General features: G+C 62.0%; 16 protein-coding genes. 12 read left to right on the top strand and 4 right to left on the bottom strand.

Going from position 1 to position 15,292, the window contains the following annotated elements:
• Nucleotides 1–17: 17 nt before the first annotated feature.
• From murI to glmS, 4 genes are all read left to right on the top strand, one after another.
• A complete protein-coding gene (gene murI / locus KBB96_RS00155) occupies nucleotides 18–818 on the top strand; it encodes a glutamate racemase (protein WP_211631467.1) in 801 nt (266 codons plus the stop codon).
• 209 nt (nucleotides 819–1,027) lie between these two features.
• A complete protein-coding gene (gene glmM, locus KBB96_RS00150; RefSeq protein WP_211631466.1) occupies nucleotides 1,028–2,380 on the top strand; it encodes a phosphoglucosamine mutase in 1,353 nt (450 codons plus the stop codon).
• Nucleotides 2,381–2,389: 9 nt separating this feature from the next.
• Nucleotides 2,390–3,235 (top strand): hypothetical protein, encoded by an 846-nt coding sequence (locus KBB96_RS00145; protein WP_211631465.1) that lies wholly within the window; start codon nucleotides 2,390–2,392, stop codon nucleotides 3,233–3,235.
• A gap of 51 nt (nucleotides 3,236–3,286) precedes the next feature.
• Nucleotides 3,287–5,128 (top strand): glutamine--fructose-6-phosphate transaminase (isomerizing), encoded by a 1,842-nt coding sequence (gene glmS, locus KBB96_RS00140; RefSeq protein WP_211631464.1) that lies wholly within the window; start codon nucleotides 3,287–3,289, stop codon nucleotides 5,126–5,128.
• A 386-nt stretch (nucleotides 5,129–5,514) separates the two neighbouring features.
• Here the strand turns inward: glmS and KBB96_RS00135 are convergent, their stop codons facing one another.
• Complete coding sequence (locus KBB96_RS00135; protein ID WP_211631463.1) at nucleotides 5,515–6,612, bottom strand: metal-dependent hydrolase; 1,098 nt, start codon at nucleotides 6,610–6,612, stop codon at nucleotides 5,515–5,517.
• 271 nt (nucleotides 6,613–6,883) lie between these two features.
• On the opposite strand from KBB96_RS00135, the gene rplM reads away from it, so the two are divergent.
• The 3 genes from rplM (at nucleotide 6,884) to KBB96_RS00120 (ending at nucleotide 8,606) form a co-directional block, all read left to right on the top strand.
• Nucleotides 6,884–7,315: a 50S ribosomal protein L13 gene (rplM, locus tag KBB96_RS00130; protein WP_211631462.1), complete on the top strand. Its 432-nt coding sequence runs from the start codon at nucleotides 6,884–6,886 to the stop codon at nucleotides 7,313–7,315.
• Nucleotides 7,316–7,335: 20 nt separating this feature from the next.
• The gene (gene rpsI / locus KBB96_RS00125; protein ID WP_211631461.1) at nucleotides 7,336–7,731 is read left to right on the top strand and encodes a 30S ribosomal protein S9; all 396 of its coding nucleotides are present in this window, start codon (nucleotides 7,336–7,338) and stop codon (nucleotides 7,729–7,731) included.
• 116 nt (nucleotides 7,732–7,847) lie between these two features.
• Nucleotides 7,848–8,606, top strand: a complete 759-nt coding sequence (locus tag KBB96_RS00120; RefSeq protein WP_211631460.1) for an exodeoxyribonuclease III — start codon at nucleotides 7,848–7,850, stop codon at nucleotides 8,604–8,606.
• A gap of 301 nt (nucleotides 8,607–8,907) precedes the next feature.
• Here KBB96_RS00120 and KBB96_RS00115 read toward each other — a convergent pair whose 3' ends face one another.
• Nucleotides 8,908–9,525: a D-Ala-D-Ala carboxypeptidase family metallohydrolase gene (locus KBB96_RS00115; RefSeq protein ID WP_211631459.1), complete on the bottom strand. Its 618-nt coding sequence runs from the start codon at nucleotides 9,523–9,525 to the stop codon at nucleotides 8,908–8,910.
• Between the two features lie 351 nt (nucleotides 9,526–9,876).
• Between KBB96_RS00115 and KBB96_RS00110 the strand changes: the two genes are divergently transcribed.
• Nucleotides 9,877–10,998 carry an LptF/LptG family permease gene (locus tag KBB96_RS00110; protein ID WP_211631458.1) on the top strand — a complete coding sequence of 374 codons (1,122 nt, stop codon included), beginning with the start codon at nucleotides 9,877–9,879 and terminating at the stop codon, nucleotides 10,996–10,998.
• 70 nt (nucleotides 10,999–11,068) lie between these two features.
• The gene (locus KBB96_RS00105; RefSeq protein ID WP_211631457.1) at nucleotides 11,069–11,557 is read left to right on the top strand and encodes a Cif family virulence factor; all 489 of its coding nucleotides are present in this window, start codon (nucleotides 11,069–11,071) and stop codon (nucleotides 11,555–11,557) included.
• Nucleotides 11,558–11,563: 6 nt separating this feature from the next.
• Here the strand turns inward: KBB96_RS00105 and KBB96_RS00100 are convergent, their stop codons facing one another.
• Nucleotides 11,564–12,223: a hypothetical protein gene (locus KBB96_RS00100; protein WP_211631456.1), complete on the bottom strand. Its 660-nt coding sequence runs from the start codon at nucleotides 12,221–12,223 to the stop codon at nucleotides 11,564–11,566.
• 201 nt (nucleotides 12,224–12,424) lie between these two features.
• Here KBB96_RS00100 and KBB96_RS00095 point away from each other — a divergent pair, with 201 nt between their 5' ends.
• A complete protein-coding gene (locus KBB96_RS00095) occupies nucleotides 12,425–12,847 on the top strand; it encodes a septal ring lytic transglycosylase RlpA family protein (protein ID WP_211631455.1) in 423 nt (140 codons plus the stop codon).
• 175 nt (nucleotides 12,848–13,022) lie between these two features.
• Nucleotides 13,023–13,205: a hypothetical protein gene (locus tag KBB96_RS00090; RefSeq protein WP_211631454.1), complete on the top strand. Its 183-nt coding sequence runs from the start codon at nucleotides 13,023–13,025 to the stop codon at nucleotides 13,203–13,205.
• On the opposite strand, the gene KBB96_RS00085 is transcribed toward KBB96_RS00090, so the two are convergent.
• Nucleotides 13,206–14,165, bottom strand: coding sequence for a phosphoglycerate dehydrogenase (locus KBB96_RS00085; protein ID WP_211631453.1), 960 nt, complete (start codon nucleotides 14,163–14,165; stop codon nucleotides 13,206–13,208).
• A gap of 115 nt (nucleotides 14,166–14,280) precedes the next feature.
• On the opposite strand from KBB96_RS00085, the gene dusB reads away from it, so the two are divergent.
• Nucleotides 14,281–15,279, top strand: coding sequence for a tRNA dihydrouridine synthase DusB (gene dusB, locus KBB96_RS00080; RefSeq protein WP_211631452.1), 999 nt, complete (start codon nucleotides 14,281–14,283; stop codon nucleotides 15,277–15,279).
• The last annotated feature ends 13 nt before the right edge of the window (nucleotides 15,280–15,292 follow it).

Genomic DNA, 15,292 nt, shown 5'->3' with positions numbered 1-15,292 from the left:
CCTGCCATTTTCGCCGCGTGTCCAGCGCACCTCTCGGTATTTTCGATTCCGGCGTCGGCGGCCTCACCGTCGTCCGCGCCGTCCAGCAACTCCTTCCTCACGAGGAGATCATCTATCTCGGCGACACCGCCCGCCTGCCTTACGGATCGAAGAGTCCGCAGACGATCCGCCAGTTCGCCGATGAGGATGTGCGCTTCCTGCTGCACAAGGAGGTCAAGGCCATCGTGGTCGCGTGCAATACCGCCACCGCCCACGCCCTTCCCAACCTGCTGGCCCAGTACCGCACGCCGATCATCGGCGTGATCGAGCCGGGCGTGGAGGCCGCGCTTTCGGATCCGTCCACCCAGCGCGTGGGCATCATCGCCACCCAGGGCACGATCCGTTCGCACGCCTACCAGCATGCGCTGGCCCAGCGCCGCACCGGTCTGATCATCCACGGACAGGCGACCCCGCTGCTGGTTCCTTTCATCGAGGAAAACTGGATCGACCACCCCGCCACCCGCATGGTGCTGGAGGCCTATCTCCAGCCGCTGGTCGACAAGGGCATCGATACCCTGATGCTGGCCTGCACGCACTACCCGCTGCTCATTCCGGTGCTGAAGCAACTGCTGCCGGAAGACGTGCGGCTGGTGGACTCCGCCACCACCTGCGCGGAACACCTGAAGAAGGAACTCACACGCCTCAACCTGCTCGCACCCACGGACAAGGATGGCAAGCTCGCCATCCATCTCACGGACCTTTCCGAGCAATTCGAGGCTCTCGCCCGCCAGTTCCTGAAGAAATCCCCGGGCCGCATCCAACGCGCTGTCTTGGAATGAGCCAACGCCTCCGTCCACCGGGCGGACTTGTGCTTGTGTTTTTCCGGCACCGGGGTCACAACCGCCTCGTTCCGTAGGTGCGGCCTTGAGCCGGGGAGAGAGAAGATGACGCGGCCCACAGCGCCGCTCATCGGGTAAAAATGCGAAGAACGTAACGCGTTTTTCCTATCCCCGACCGTTTCTTTGTCAGAAGCTGACTACCTATATTCATGAGTACCCGACTGTTTGGAACCGACGGCATCCGTGGCCGTGTAAACGAATTTCCGATCACCGCTGAAGTCGCCCTCCGCGTCGGCAAGGCGGTCGCCCGCGTGCTGCGGTCCTCCGGTCCGAACCGGAACCGCGTGCTGCTGGGCAAGGACACCCGCATCTCCGGCTACATGCTCGAAACCGCCATGACCAGCGGTCTGGTTTCGATGGGCATGGACGTCTTCATGGTCGGTCCGATGCCGACCCCCGGTGTGGCCCACCTCACCAAGTCCATGGGGGCTGCCGCCGGCATCATGATCACCGCCTCGCACAATCCGTATGAGGACAACGGGATCAAGATCTTCGGCCCGGATGGCTACAAGCTCTCGGACGAGTTGGAAGCCATCGTCGAACGCCACATCCTCGGCGAGGAGCCGGAAGGCGCTCCCCTTCCTCCCCGCCAGATCGGCAAGGCCCACCGCATTGAGGACGCCCGCGGCCGCTACATCGAGTTCGCCAAGCACACTGCGGACAATATCTCGCTGCACGGGTTGAAGGTGGTGGTCGATTGCGGCCACGGTGCCGCCTATTTCATCGCACCGCTCATTTTCAAGGAACTCGGTGCGGAAGTCGTCACCGCGGGCATCAGCCCGGACGGCACCAACATCAACGACGGCTGCGGCGCGCTGCATCCGGAGAACGCCGGTGAACTGGTCCGCCGCCATGGAGCAGACCTTGGCATTTCCTTCGATGGCGACGCCGACCGCGTGATCTTCACCGACTCCAACGGCCAGGTCGTCAGCGGGGACCGCATTCTCGCCCTTTCCGCCATCGCGATGAAGGAGCAGGGCCGCCTCAAGCACGACACGCTGGTCTGCACCACCATGAGCAACCTCGGCCTCCACGAAGCCATGCGAAAGCAGGGCATCAAGGTCGAGACCACCGCCGTGGGTGACCGCCACGTCATCGAGGCGATGCGCAAGGGTGGCTACACTTTCGGCGGTGAAAATTCCGGTCACCTCATTTTCTCCGAACACGCGACCACTGGAGACGGTATCCTCAGCGCGCTCCAGGTGCTGCGCATGATGCGCGAGAAAAACGCCACGCTGGCGACCCTCGCCTCGATCATGCAGGAGTATCCGAACCAGCTCGCGAACATTCCCGTGACGGACAAACCTCCGATCGAGAACCTGCCAAAGCTCACCAAGCTGATGAAGCAGGCGACCAAGGAGTTCGGCGCGGACGGCCGCCATCTCATCCGCTACTCCGGCACCGAGAAAAAAATCCGCGTGCTGGTGGAGCACCGTGAGATCGAAAGCGCCCGCCTGTGGGTGAGCAAGTTCGCCGCCGCCATCCGCGAGGAAATCGGTTGATCCGGAGCCATGAGCACCACCACCTGCCACCCGGTCACGCTCACCCGCGAGCTGGAGGACTTCCCGATTGGCAATCTGCCGCTGCGGGCCCGCCACGACCTACTACGTGCATCGTGGCCGCAGCCGGGAGCGCACATCCATCCCCATGCCTGGATCGATGCGGAGGATGCCGCGCTGTTCCATGATCCGGAGGTGAAAACCCTTGTCGATCCCGAAGGTGGCGTACTGGCGTGGACCGGGGAAACACCGGATCTCAGCGCGCCCCGCACCGCCGCGCGATCGTTCTTCATCCGCTATCCCTGGGATCTTCTGAAAGCGAACGAGCAGCTCGTCTCCGGACTGCTGGAATCCCGCATCGAGGGCGACCTTCATCCCTCCGCGGTCGTCGAGGGCATCCTTCACCTCTCTCCCGGCGCGCGCATCCTTCCCGGCGTCTATATCGAGGGCAATGTCATCGTCGGCCCCGGCAGCAAGCTGGGCCCGAACTGCTACATCCGGGGCAACACCTCCATCGGAGCGAACTGCCACGTAGGCCAAGCCGTCGAGATCAAGAACAGCATCCTCCTCGACAAGGCCAGCATCGGCCACCTGTCGTATGTCGGCGATTCCATCATCGGCGAGAAGGTGAACTTCGGCGCGGGCACCATTGTCTCCAATTTCCGTCATGACGGCAAAAACCACCACTCGATGGTGGACGGCGTGCTCGTTGATACCGGCCGCCGGAAATTCGGAGCCATCATCGGTGATGGCGTCCACACCGGCATCCACACTTCCATCTACTGCGGGCGCAAGCTCTGGCCCGGAACGTCCACCCGTCCCGGCGATATCATTCAAAAAGACAAGACCTCGGACTAGGTCTTCTCTTCGTTTAGAATTTGAAATTTAGAATTTAGCATTTCTCAATCCATGTGCGGCATCGTCGGATACCTTGGCAAAGCGGACGCGGCGTCCGTTCTCATCAACGGCCTTCGCAGGCTGGAATACCGTGGCTACGATTCCGCGGGCGTGGCCCTGCTCGATGACGGCAAGATCGTCGTCACCAAGGCTCCGGGGAAAGTCTCCGCATTGAGCGAAAAAGCCCGCGCCGAGTGGCCGGCGGAACGTTTCAGCCGCAGCGGCACCGGCATCGCCCACACCCGCTGGGCCACCCACGGTCCGCCCACCGAGGCGAACGCCCACCCGCACCTCGACCAATCCGGAGACATCGCGCTCGTTCACAACGGCATCATCGAGAACTACCGCGCCCTGCGTGCGCGCCTCGAAGCGAAAGGCCACCTGTTCCTTTCCGATACCGATACCGAAGTGCTCTCGCATCTCATCGGAGACAGCTACAAGAGCAACCTGTTCCAAGCCGTCTGCGATGCGCTCCACCAGGTGGAGGGCACCTTCGGCATCGCCGTGCTGTCCGCACGCGAACCCGGCAAGATCGTGACCGCCCGCCGTGGCAGCCCGATCGTCATCGGCGTGGGCGAAGGTGAAACCATCATCGCCTCCGATGCCTCCGCGATCCTCTCGCACACGCAACGGGTCATTTATCTTAATGACAACGACATCGCCACCGTCACCGCGGACTCCATCGACATCCGCGACCTGAACAACGTGCCGGTGACCCGCGAGATCGCCGAGCTGGGCTTCGATGCCACCGCTGCGGAGAAAGGCGGCTACGCGCATTTCATGCTCAAGGAAATCCACGAGCAGCCGGACGCGCTGGCCAATGCCATCCGTGGCCGTCTCGATTTCAATCTCGGCACCTCCGTGCTGTCCGGCATGGGCACCTCGCCGCGCGAACTGGCGGAGATTTCCCGTATCGTCCTCGTCGGCTGTGGCACCTCGCTGCACGCCGGTCTGGTGGGTGAGTATGCATTCGAAGATCTTGCGAACATTCCCGCGGAAGTGCAGCAGGCGGCGGAGTTCCGCTACCGCAATCCAATCGTCAGCCGCAACGACCTCGTCGTCGCCATCTCCCAGTCCGGTGAAACCGCCGACACGCTCGCAGCGGTCCGTGAGGCGATCCAGAAGGGAGCGTTCGTGATGAGCCTGTGCAACGTCGTGGGCTCCACCATCGCCCGTGAAACCTCGCGCGGTGTCTATCTCCACGCCGGTCCGGAAATCTCAGTCGCCTCCACCAAGGCCTTCACCTGCCAGGTCGCGATCCTGCTGATGATGGCACTCAAGCTGGGCCGTGGCCGCCGCTTCTCCCGCGAGGAGGGCATGCAGCTCGCCAAGGCCATCGAATCGATCCCGGATCTCGTCGCCCGCACGGTGCGGCAGAGCGACCACATCGCGGAGATCGCCGCACGCTACGCGAAGAACGAGCACGCGTTCTTCATCGGCCGCGGACCGATGTATCCCGTCGCGCTGGAAGGCGCGCTCAAACTCAAGGAGATCTCGTACATCCATGCGGAGGGCTATCACGCCGCCGAGCTGAAACACGGCCCGATTGCCCTGCTGGAAAAAGACACGCCGGTCGTCGCGCTGGCTTGTGATATCCCGGGCAAGGACAAAACCCTCGGCAACGTCGAGGAATGCCGCGCCCGCGGTGCCCGCATTCTCGGCATCATCACCGAAGGCGATCACGAAGCCGCCGCGGTGATGGATGATGTGATTGAAATTCCGCGCACCCATCCCTTGGTCGCCACCATTCCGGCCGCTGTTGCTCTCCAGCTCTTCGCCTATCACGTGGCCAACGCCCGCGGTTGCGAGATCGACCAGCCCCGCAACCTCGCGAAGAGCGTGACGGTGGAGTGAACGGTCTGGAGTGTGGACGCTTGCGCCACCAGATGATCTTCATGGTTGAGCCATCCCTCTTACGACCTCGGAGAGGTCGCGGATCATAGCCGGAGCGTCGCGCAGTGACCTCCGGATTCAGTGCATCTTTTTGATTTTCTTCCGACCCCGGAGGGGTCGCAGCAGGGCCGACAGGCGGATGCGCCCCCTTTCGCAGCGGAGGTCTTAAAGCTCATCCGCCTTCCGCACCCTGCTGACGCATGGGTGCGGATTCCTAGAGAGAACTACGATCCGGAGGTATCGTCGCCGAGGCTCCTCAACCTCCGGCTATGTTCTACGACCTCTTCGAGGTCGGGACTCCGAGCCCTTGCAATGGCAGGAGAGCCACAAGCAACTCCCTTCTCCCTTCACTCCACCGCCTCCAGGATCTCCGGCAGGCTGCCCGGATTTCCCGTGAGGCGCGGGTTGCCCTCCCAATCGGCACGATTCCCGAACATCCGCATCGCGAGGCGCTTCAGATGCTCACCCGCATTCCGGTCCGATGGCTGGATCCTGCGCAGACGGTCCTCGTCCGCATCCTTGTAGAGCTGCCAGCTGAACGTCGGTCGCAGATCCACATTCGTCTTTCTCTCCCAGCCGCGCATTTCCCCGAAGCGCAAGTCAGCGAGCCAGACCCCCTTCGCAGTCGGGCGAGCGATCCACCAGCCGTTGGAGAAACTCTCCACCCGTTTGGCCTCGGGCATCTCCGCGACCAACGCGAAAGACTCCCTCCCTTTCGGCACCACCACCCAGCGCACCGGCGTGGTCGGAGTCTCGAAGACCGACTTGTAGCCGATCCAGAATTCATCCCCCCGGTCGACGACCGAGCGCCACAACAGGATATTGAACAGAGTGGGTGCCTCCATTCGGCGCTGGAGCGTTACCTGACGGCGCTGTAGATCCGCCTCGAACCCGGACGAGACCCAGAACTTCGCCGCCACCGCCACCCCTATATAAATAGCAGGGATCATCAGACCACGGCGGCACAACTTTTGCCGCTTCGGGTCCTTTTTCCTGAGAAACGCCAGCCACACCACCGCCACCAACAGCGGCAGGGTGACAAAGGGATCGATGATGAAAAGGCAACTGAACCCGACCGGATAATTCGAAAACGGAGAGAACACCTTGGTCCCATAAGTCGTCAGGCAGTCGAGCAGCAGGTGGCTGCCCATCGCCGCCGCAATGAACCCCGCGGCTTGGTTCCGGGTGACCTTGTCCTTCTTCCACAGCTTCGCCAGCCAGGGCGACAATCCGAACACCGCCACTACCCATAGCAACAGCGAGTGGGTGATGCCGCGGTGGAGCATCAGATTCCAAGACGTGTCCGCGACCATCCCGAACAGCACGTCGATGTCCGGCAGGCTGCCAAAGAGCGCCCCCCACGCCAGCGCGCGGTTGCCGAGCTTTTTGCCCAGCAACGCCTCCCCGATGGCCGCCCCCATCACCACGTGAGTCACCGAATCCACGCCCCACCGGAGCCTTGTTCGGCCCGCAGGGTCAAGAGCGGAGCGGAACAACCGGCAGGTGGACCGGCCCGAATTTCAAATTTGAGATTTCCGTAGCATCCGTCACCTTCCCTGCGGATTTCTTTTCAAGAATCCCGCCCGCCCATGGTTCCGGAGCCCCAGCTTTTTGACGATTTCCCGGTTGACACCCCATGGGGTCGTCCCTAGATTGCGCGCCCCTCCGCCCCGCGAGCAGCCGGTTGCGAGCGCAGGAGGCATTTCACGATTCGCCATGAAAACGTTTTCCGCCAAGCCTCACGAAGTCGAGCGCAAGTGGTATGTGATCGACGCCAAGGACAAGGTCCTCGGTCAAGTCGCCGTCGAGGCCGCCAACCTGCTCCGTGGTAAGGGCAAGCCCATCTTCACCACCCACGTCGATACCGGCGATTTCGTGATCGTGATCAATGCCGAGCACGTCCGCCTCACCGGCACCAAGGAAATCGACAAGATCTACACCCGTTTCTCCGGCTACGTCGGCGGCAAAAAGGTCGAGACCCCGCGCATGATCCGCAAGCGCCGCCCGGTCCTCCTCGTCGAGAACGCCGTCTGGGGCATGATCCCGAAAACCCGCCTTGGCCGCTCCCAGTTCACCAAGCTGAAGGTTTACGCCGGTGCCGAGCACCCGCACGAAGCCCAGCAGCCGACCGTCCGCGAAGTCCGCTAATCCCAGCCTCTCCAATTCTCATGTCCGCCACCACCACCCACAGCGCCACCGGCCGCCGCAAGACCGCCGTCGCCCGCGTCTGGATGACCGAAGGCACCGGCCAGATCACCATCAACGGCCGTCTGTTCGAAGACTATCTTCCGACCATCGAGCTGCAGAACTCCGTTCTCGCTCCGTTCCAAGCCGCCGCGCTGGTCAACAAGTTCGACCTCAACGTCGTCGTCAAGGGTGGTGGCACCCCGGCCCAGGCCATCGCCATCCGCCACGCTGTTTCCCGTGCCCTCAACCTGCACGACCCGGAAACCCGCAAGCTGATCAAGCCGCTCGGCTACCTCACCCGCGACCCTCGCATGAAGGAGCGCAAGAAATCCGGTCAGCCTGGCGCCCGCGCCCGCTTCCAGTTCTCCAAGCGCTAAGCGAATCGAATCGTTTTTGGAAAAAGCCGCATCCTCACGGGATGCGGCTTTTTCGTTTTCGATACGGAACGCTTTTGGCTTTCCGAGCCGCCCCATCCCGCGTTCCTCTTTCCGCCATGAAACTCCTCTCTTGGAACGTGAACGGCCTGCGCGCCGTGCTTGGCAAGGGCTTCGGCGAATTCGTCGGCACCGAGAAACCGGACATCCTCTGCCTCCAGGAAACCAAGGCCCGCCGCGAGCAGGTCACCCTGCCGCCGGAGCTGGACGGCTACCATGCCTTCTGGAACTCCGCCCAGAAACCCGGCTACTCCGGTGTGGCGGTCTTCACCCGCGACCAGCCTCTCAATGTCACCGAGGGCATGGGCATCGACGAGCATGATACCGAGGGCCGTGTGTTGACGCTGGAGTATCCCGATTTCGCCCTGGTGAACGTTTACACCCCGAATGCCCAGGACGAGCTGCGCCGTTTGCCCTACCGCCTTCAGTGGGACGCGGCCTTCCGCCATCATTTGCAAACTCTCGCCGCGCACAAACCGGTGATTTTCTGCGGCGACCTCAACGTGGCCCACCACGAGATCGACCTCGCCCGCCCGGCCTCCAACCGCAAGAACCCGGGGTTCTCGGACGAGGAGCGTGCCAGCTTCACGGAACTACTGGGAGCCGGCTTCACCGACAGCTTCCGCCACTTCCACCCGGACCAACCCGGCCACTACTCATGGTGGTCCTACCGCGCCAATGCCCGCCAGAACAACGTCGGGTGGCGCATCGACTACTTCGGCGTCACGCCATCCTTCATGGGCAACGTGAAGTCCGCCTCGATCCTGCCCCATGTGCATGGCTCCGACCATTGCCCGGTGGGAGTAGTGTTGGGCTGAGAACTTGGCCTATCTTCAGCGCCAGAGGCCCGTCCCATTGCGTAGGATATTGCTTACGCGATCCCGGCATGTTGCAACCCTCTGGATTTGATAAGGTCGCGTCGTCAGGGATCGCTGTTCCCCTGGCTGTTTCCCAACACTGTCCTTGGTTTTACAAACCCCACCCCATCCCCCTTCGGTTCTCCTGGCATCGGAAATGCCTCTCCGATGCCAGTGCCATTTTCGGACCATGAGCCGGGGCATGAAAAAACGCCGGGACCCATAGGTCATCCGGCGCTCTCACAAAGGCGGATCGTCCGGCCTACCAATTCACATTCACCCCGCGGGTGTCTATGTGGGTGAAGCCCGGATAGCCACCGACTCCGCCTTTGAACAGGCCACGGTCGCGAAGATTACGGGTAACGGCGGTCACCGTGCTGGCGGAGGTGTGGAAGACCACGTCGCAAGCGACGTTCGCCTGATGCCATGAGGCGCTCTTCGCTCCCGGGCAGCGGGCGTTGTAGGCTGGATTCCGGTAGGCGGAGACGATCTCCTTCACCGGGATGTTCATTTCGGCGGCCACACGATCGATCACTTGCAGAGTGGGCACGATCTGGCGCCAGTAGATTTTCGGCGGGATACTGTTCCAGACCCCCTGATGCTCCTTGGCGTGCGCGTCGATCACCTGGCGGACGGTGAGACGGCTCAATTTGATGGCGGAGAGGTAGGTGGCGTACTCGGCCAGCAGGGAACCCTGGCGGGCGCACCATTCGGGCGGCAGATCGGCAAGATCGATATTGGACGAAAACTTCTGGAGAAACGCCGCTTTCACGGAACCGGAGGAAACCGCGAGCGCCAGACCGGTGAGGCCGAAGGTGGCGAGCGCTTTCCGGCGGGAGAGCGCCGGAGCCGGGAGTTGTCCAGATGACGTGTCGATCATGTTTCGGCTGGTGAGGGGATGGACGAAGCGGAAGCGCGGCGCATGCCAGCGTGACGTGGCTTTTTCCAAGATCGACCGGGGGATAAACCGGATCCGGGGGAGGGTCGCAAGGAAATTAGGCCCGCCGGTCTCTAACGGTTATCCGCTCCCATGGTTCCGTTGGAAAACGGCATCGGCTCCGCGGTGCCTTCCGCCGGAATGATCAGGAAATACGTAATAACCGGCAAAACCCTGTTTGAATGGAACAACTCCGCTTTCCGTCCATCCGGAGTGTCGGCCTCCACCTCTCCCACGACCATCCATCTCCCGCCTCGACAGCCGGGCAGGGCACGCCCAAGCTTCCGCACCTTCATGCGGATTTCGGATCGTTACATCGGCAGGCAGGTGCTGTGGAGCACCGTCTTCGCCATCATCGTCCTGTCGCTCGTGCTGATGCTGGGCAGTTTGTTCCAGCAGATCCGGCCGCTGCTGGTGGAGCAGCGCATTCCCTTCGGCCTCGTCGCCCGCTTTGCGCTGAACATCCTGCCGTTCTCGATGATGTTCACCATTCCGTGGGGTTTCCTCTCCGCGGTGCTGCTGGTATTCGGCCGGCTTTCCTCGGAACAGGAGCTCACCGGTTTCCGGGTGGCGGGCATCAGCCTGCCGCGCCTCGCCGCGCCGGTGTTCATTCTAGCCATCATCCTCTCCGGCCTCTGCCTGTGGCTGAACGTGGATGTGGCCCCGCGCGCAAAAGCCTCCCTGGACAACATGATCTACAAGGAGGTCATGAAGAACCCGAAGGCCCTGCTCGATCCGGGTGCGGTGCAGTCGCGCTTCAGCAACCAGAAAGTCTTCGTGGAAGCCAAGGATGGCGACGCCCTCGTCGGCTTCCACATGTATCAAACCCGCAAGGCGAACGACCCGAACGGCCCCACCCCGGCCTACGTGCATGCCAAGCGGGTCGAACTGCTGGTGGACCAGACCAAGCAGCAGTTCCGCCTCACTCTCGATGGTGCCTACATCGAAACGAAGAACGACAAGGGCAAGTACCAGCCGGCTTTCACCGGGGATGCGAAGTACTGGTTCCTCAATTTCTCCGACTCCCGGCCGAAGAAACCACGCGCGGGCGTGATGAGCGCGGATGAGATCCACGCCTTCGTCAATTCCCTGCCCCCACAGACGGAGAAGGGAAAGATCGCCATGCAGGAGCGCGTGAAGATCAGCTTCCTTTCCGAAATCACGAAACGTTACTCATTTTCGATGGCCTGCCTGGCCTTCGCATTCGTGGGCGTGCCGCTGGCGCTGAAAACCCGCCGCCAGGACACCTCCTTCGGATTGATCCTCAGCATGCTCATCGCCGCAGGCTACTTCCTCTCCACCTTCATCGCCGACCAGTTCCACACCACCACCGCAACAGCGATCGCCTTGTGGTCGCCGAACGTGGTGTGCGTGATCCTCGGCCTGATCTTGTTCCGGCGCGCGCGCTTCCGCTGAGTGTCGTAAAAATCCGCCACAGGGGGATTCGGCACTGGCCAGTCCTCCGGGATGGACGATGCTTTCCGCCATGCGCCGTTTGTTGATTCCCCTCGTCCTGCTGCTGGCTGTCGCCGGAGGCCTTTTCTGGTGGTTTTCCCCGGAGCAGGTGGTGAAGCGCCGGACGAAGGATCTGCTGGAGATTTTCACTTTCGATGCAGGCTCCTCCAGGGCGAACCGTGAAATGGGCGGGCTGAAGCTCACTCCTCTGCTGGCTCAGGAGGTGAGCGTCGATGTGCCGGAGGTTCAGGATGCCAACGGCTCTTTTTCCAAGAGCGACATCGAAAGCGGCTTCCACTCGCTCTGCGCACTGGCCAAGGAAACGAAATTCACCCTCCAGCACTACGATTCCATCGTGATCGGTGGCGATCAGGCCACGGTGATCGCCACCGTGGATGCACTGGTGGACCTCCGGTCCTACCGCCCTGCCGATGGCCCGGGCGAACTCACCCTGGTATGGAAGAAGGCCAAGGACGGCTGGCAGCTCACGACTCTGGCTTGGCGCGAAAAGAGGAAATAGGCCGCCTCATTCACCGAGGAATACGAATTCCTCCGCCATGCGGTTGAGCGAACGCCGTGCCGTGGGCAACGCCTCGGAAAGCGCGCCAAGCAAATGACGCGGAGTACTTGCCGGAGCTTCGGGGTTATCCGCCGCCCCCCGGAAGGCCCGGCAGGCGAAGGCCTCGTAGAATTCCACATCCGGGGCTCCCCGGCGCTCGGCCCGGTGCCTTAGAAAGGCGGGATACATCCCGGTCAGGACGAGAAACTGGTTCCCGGCCGCCAACTGCAGGTGAAAGCGCAGGCGGCCGCTGGACGTCTCCAGGATCGAAAGGAAATCGGCGGCATGGGTGATGCCGCGGGCGGCGTCCTTGAGCACATCCCCCGGCTCCGCACCCACCCGTTCCGCCAGAACCCCGGCGACGTAGTTCGCGAGTGCGGGATCGGTCAGTCCGGCCTGCAGGAACACGTGCCGGACCATGACATAGAAATAGAACGCGGGAGACACCTGCAAGGCAGAGGGCGAATCCAGTACCGCACGAAACACCTGCTTGAGATCGAGCATTTCACGCAGGGCCTCCGGATCATCCCACAGGCCGCTCAGATGAGAGCGGGTCTCCGCCGGAGCGAGCACCTCGCCCAAAAATGCAAAGTCCGACGCGCTGAAGCGGTCCCGGCTCGAAGGCATCCATGATCCCCTCATGCTTCCTACATTAGCAAAACGGAGGCCAAATGGGCGAGAAAATACTTAGCATTCCTTAATAACATCTCGCTTGAACCCTTGATACTACAAGACAATACGTTTTTTTACGTATCCTTTTTCCCTTGCCCAAAATAGGAACGACCCCGTAGGTAGGCCGCCCCGCAGGGGAACCTACTGACGATGAACATGACCCGGAAATACAAATCCGTGGCCCTGGCAATCGCCGGAGTCATTACACTCCCGAGCTGTGCTTCCACCAGCACCGCCTCGTCGGGTACCGCCGCCGACTCATGGAAGATCGCTTCGATCCAACATGGCCAGGCATCGTGGTACTCGGTCAAAACCAACGGCGGCACCCGTACCGCCAGCGGTGAACATCTGACCAATTCGGCAGCTACTGCCGCTCACAAGACGCTGCCGCTCGGCAGCAAGGTGCGTGTGGTCAATATGAAAAACGGAAAATCCGAAATCGTGAGGATCACCGACCGCGGCCCATATGTGCGTGGACGGGTGATCGACGTGACTGTCGGTGTCGCAGAACGATTGGGCTTCATGGCCCGCGGCGTCACTTCCGTGAAACTTGAAGTGCTCGGCGACAAGGATTCCTGATCCTCCCGAAGCATCACCCCTTCCATTGTAAAATGCCCCGTAGCACCCGCTACGGGGCATTTTCTATGTCGAGACATAACAAATTATAGGGCAATTTGCACGATGTCCGATTTTGATCTTTATGCCGACAGAACTTAATTGTAAAGAAAAGGTGAACTCCCCCGACTAAATTCCGATGACCGAAACTCGACTCGAAGGCTTGGATATTCCGCCGCTGCCTCCAGTTCTGGAAGCGGAGCTTGCCACTCTTGGAGCGGAAGGCGCGGACAGACTGCTGAATGTCATCCGCGGCCTGTTCCACTGCATCGGCGACCTCAACCAACGGGTCTCCGAGCTGGAGAAGCGTCTGCTTCCATAATCACAGCACTCCGTTGGCACAGGCGATCTCGCCGTGCCCGGCCAGAGCATTGATCAGATTCACCAGCGACTTCATCGCTTGGCGCGGTACGCTCTCAAACGTGCGCGAGCCAATGTGTGGCGTGACAATCACCTTCGGGTGATGCAGCAGCGGGTGATCCGCGGGCGGCGGCTCCTGATCGAGCACGTCCGTGGCATAACCGGCGAGCTTGCCTGAATCCAGCGCTGCAATCACTGCGGCGGCATCGACCAGTTCACCACGGCCGGTGTTGATGATCCAGCCGCCGTCCGGCATGAATGCGATGCGCTCCGCGCTCACACAATGATGGGTATCCGCGCCGAGCTTGGTGTGCGGGCTGATGATGTCCACGGACGAAAAGAGGGATTCGAGAGTGTCGTGGCGCCGGATGCCGTATTGGGCGGCCACTTCCTCCGGCCAATAGTTGCCGAAGCCGTGGACCTCCATGCCGAAGGCGGCGGCACGCTTGGCAACCTCCTGACCGATGCGGCCCAAACCGATCAAGCCGATGCGCTTGGCGTATAGCTCGTTGCCGGTCTTGCGGTCCCAGCGGCCGGCACGGGTGGAGTCCACGCTGAAGATGAGGTTCTTGGTGATAGCCAGCAGCAGGGCGAAGGTGTGCTCCGCCACCGTATCATGGTTCACGCCGGGGGTGAAAAGAACGGGGATTTTCAGCTCCTTGGTCGAGGGGATGTCGATCTTGTCGAGACCGATGCCGTACTTCGAGATCACGCGAAGGCGCGGCAGCGACTTGTCGAGCACCGCGCGGGTGATGTCATCATCCCCGCAGAGGAAGGCATCGAACTCCCCCGCCAGCTCCAGCATGCGGGACTCGGGAAGAGGGCCTCGCTCACGGACGATTTCCCAGCCCTGGGACTCCAGAAGGGCGTGATGCGGACCGGGGGTGTCTTGGAAACTGCAGGTGGTCAGAAGGACTCGCATGGTGCCTCTTTCCCTCCCGTATCCGCCCCGCCGAGTGAAGCTCAAAAAATTGCATTCATCAAATTTCCGCGATTCGAGGTTTCAGCTATCGGGATTTCCCCCTTATGGGTGCCGCGTGCTTCCGTGGTTTTCAGATGGCAGGTTTCCGCTCTACCTCGCGCCAATGGCCGGGGTGACGGATGTGGTGTTCCGGCAGATCTGCAAGGAACTGGGCGCGGACGTGATGGTGACGGAGTTCGTTTCCGCGGAGGGCATCCTCCAGCGTGACGACCGCACGCGGAAATACACGGAGTTCAACGACGGCCAGCGGCCGGTGGGCGTCCAGCTCTTCGGGGCTGATGGCGTCCGCATGGGTGAGGCGGCGAAAAAGATCATCGACTGGAAGCGACCGGACTTCATCGACATCAACTTCGGCTGTCCGGTAAACAAGGTGGTGGCCCGCAATGGCGGCTCCTCCCTGCTCCGGGATTGCCCGCTGCTTACGTCCGTGGCTACCGGCGTGGCAAAAGCCGTGGGCGATCAGGTTCCCGTGACCGCGAAGATCCGCATCGGCTGGGACGAGCAGACTGTGAACGCAGTGGAGGTTTCCAAAATTCTCGTGGACTGCGGCATGCAGGCGATCGCGGTCCACGGCCGCACCCGTGCGCAAGGCTACACCGGCGAAGCCTGCTGGAACACGATCGACGCCGTCGCCCGGGCCATAACGGTGCCGGTGATCGGCAATGGCGACATTGCCAACGGCGAGGATGTCGCCCGCCGCAAACGCGAAACCGCCGTCTCCGGCGTGATGATCGGCCGCGCCGCGATGCAGAATCCGTGGGTATTCCTGCAAGCGAAGCACTACATCGCGACCGGTGAAATCCTGCCGCCGGTGCCGGTGGAGGAGCGCTGGAAGCTGGTGCTGCGCCATTGCCGGCTGGTCGTGGAAGGTGGGAAAAACGGCGACGAACGCCAGACACTCATCGGCATGCGCTCCCGGCTCATGGCCTACTGCAAGGGATTTCCCGGGGCCAAGGACCTGCGGCAGCGGATCTGCCAGGTGACCACCGTCTCGGAAGTCGAGGCGCTGGCGGAGTTTTCCATCGCCCAAGCGCTGGCCGGCCATGAGGAATGACCGCGGGTCATAA

It is taken from the genome of Luteolibacter ambystomatis (assembly GCF_018137965.1).
Classification (GTDB): Bacteria; Verrucomicrobiota; Verrucomicrobiia; order Verrucomicrobiales; family Akkermansiaceae; genus Luteolibacter; species Luteolibacter ambystomatis.
This window is presented reverse-complemented; position numbering and strand designations above follow the sequence as displayed.

Excerpts from the sequence above, each read along its gene's own strand:
- glmM (WP_211631466.1), top strand. The coding sequence starts at position 1,028 with ATGAGTACCCGACTGTTTGGAACCGACGGCATCCGTGGCCGTGTAAAC.
- KBB96_RS00145 (WP_211631465.1), top strand. The coding sequence starts at position 2,390 with ATGAGCACCACCACCTGCCACCCGGTCACGCTCACCCGCGAGCTGGAG.
- glmS (WP_211631464.1), top strand. The coding sequence starts at position 3,287 with ATGTGCGGCATCGTCGGATACCTTGGCAAAGCGGACGCGGCGTCCGTT.
- rplM (WP_211631462.1), top strand. The coding sequence starts at position 6,884 with ATGAAAACGTTTTCCGCCAAGCCTCACGAAGTCGAGCGCAAGTGGTAT.
- rpsI (WP_211631461.1), top strand. The coding sequence starts at position 7,336 with ATGTCCGCCACCACCACCCACAGCGCCACCGGCCGCCGCAAGACCGCC.
- KBB96_RS00120 (WP_211631460.1), top strand. The coding sequence starts at position 7,848 with ATGAAACTCCTCTCTTGGAACGTGAACGGCCTGCGCGCCGTGCTTGGC.
- KBB96_RS00115 (WP_211631459.1), bottom strand. The coding sequence starts at position 9,525 with ATGATCGACACGTCATCTGGACAACTCCCGGCTCCGGCGCTCTCCCGC.
- KBB96_RS00110 (WP_211631458.1), top strand. The coding sequence starts at position 9,877 with ATGCGGATTTCGGATCGTTACATCGGCAGGCAGGTGCTGTGGAGCACC.
- KBB96_RS00105 (WP_211631457.1), top strand. The coding sequence starts at position 11,069 with ATGCGCCGTTTGTTGATTCCCCTCGTCCTGCTGCTGGCTGTCGCCGGA.
- KBB96_RS00100 (WP_211631456.1), bottom strand. The coding sequence starts at position 12,223 with ATGCCTTCGAGCCGGGACCGCTTCAGCGCGTCGGACTTTGCATTTTTG.
- KBB96_RS00095 (WP_211631455.1), top strand. The coding sequence starts at position 12,425 with ATGACCCGGAAATACAAATCCGTGGCCCTGGCAATCGCCGGAGTCATT.
- KBB96_RS00090 (WP_211631454.1), top strand. The coding sequence starts at position 13,023 with ATGACCGAAACTCGACTCGAAGGCTTGGATATTCCGCCGCTGCCTCCA.
- KBB96_RS00085 (WP_211631453.1), bottom strand. The coding sequence starts at position 14,165 with ATGCGAGTCCTTCTGACCACCTGCAGTTTCCAAGACACCCCCGGTCCG.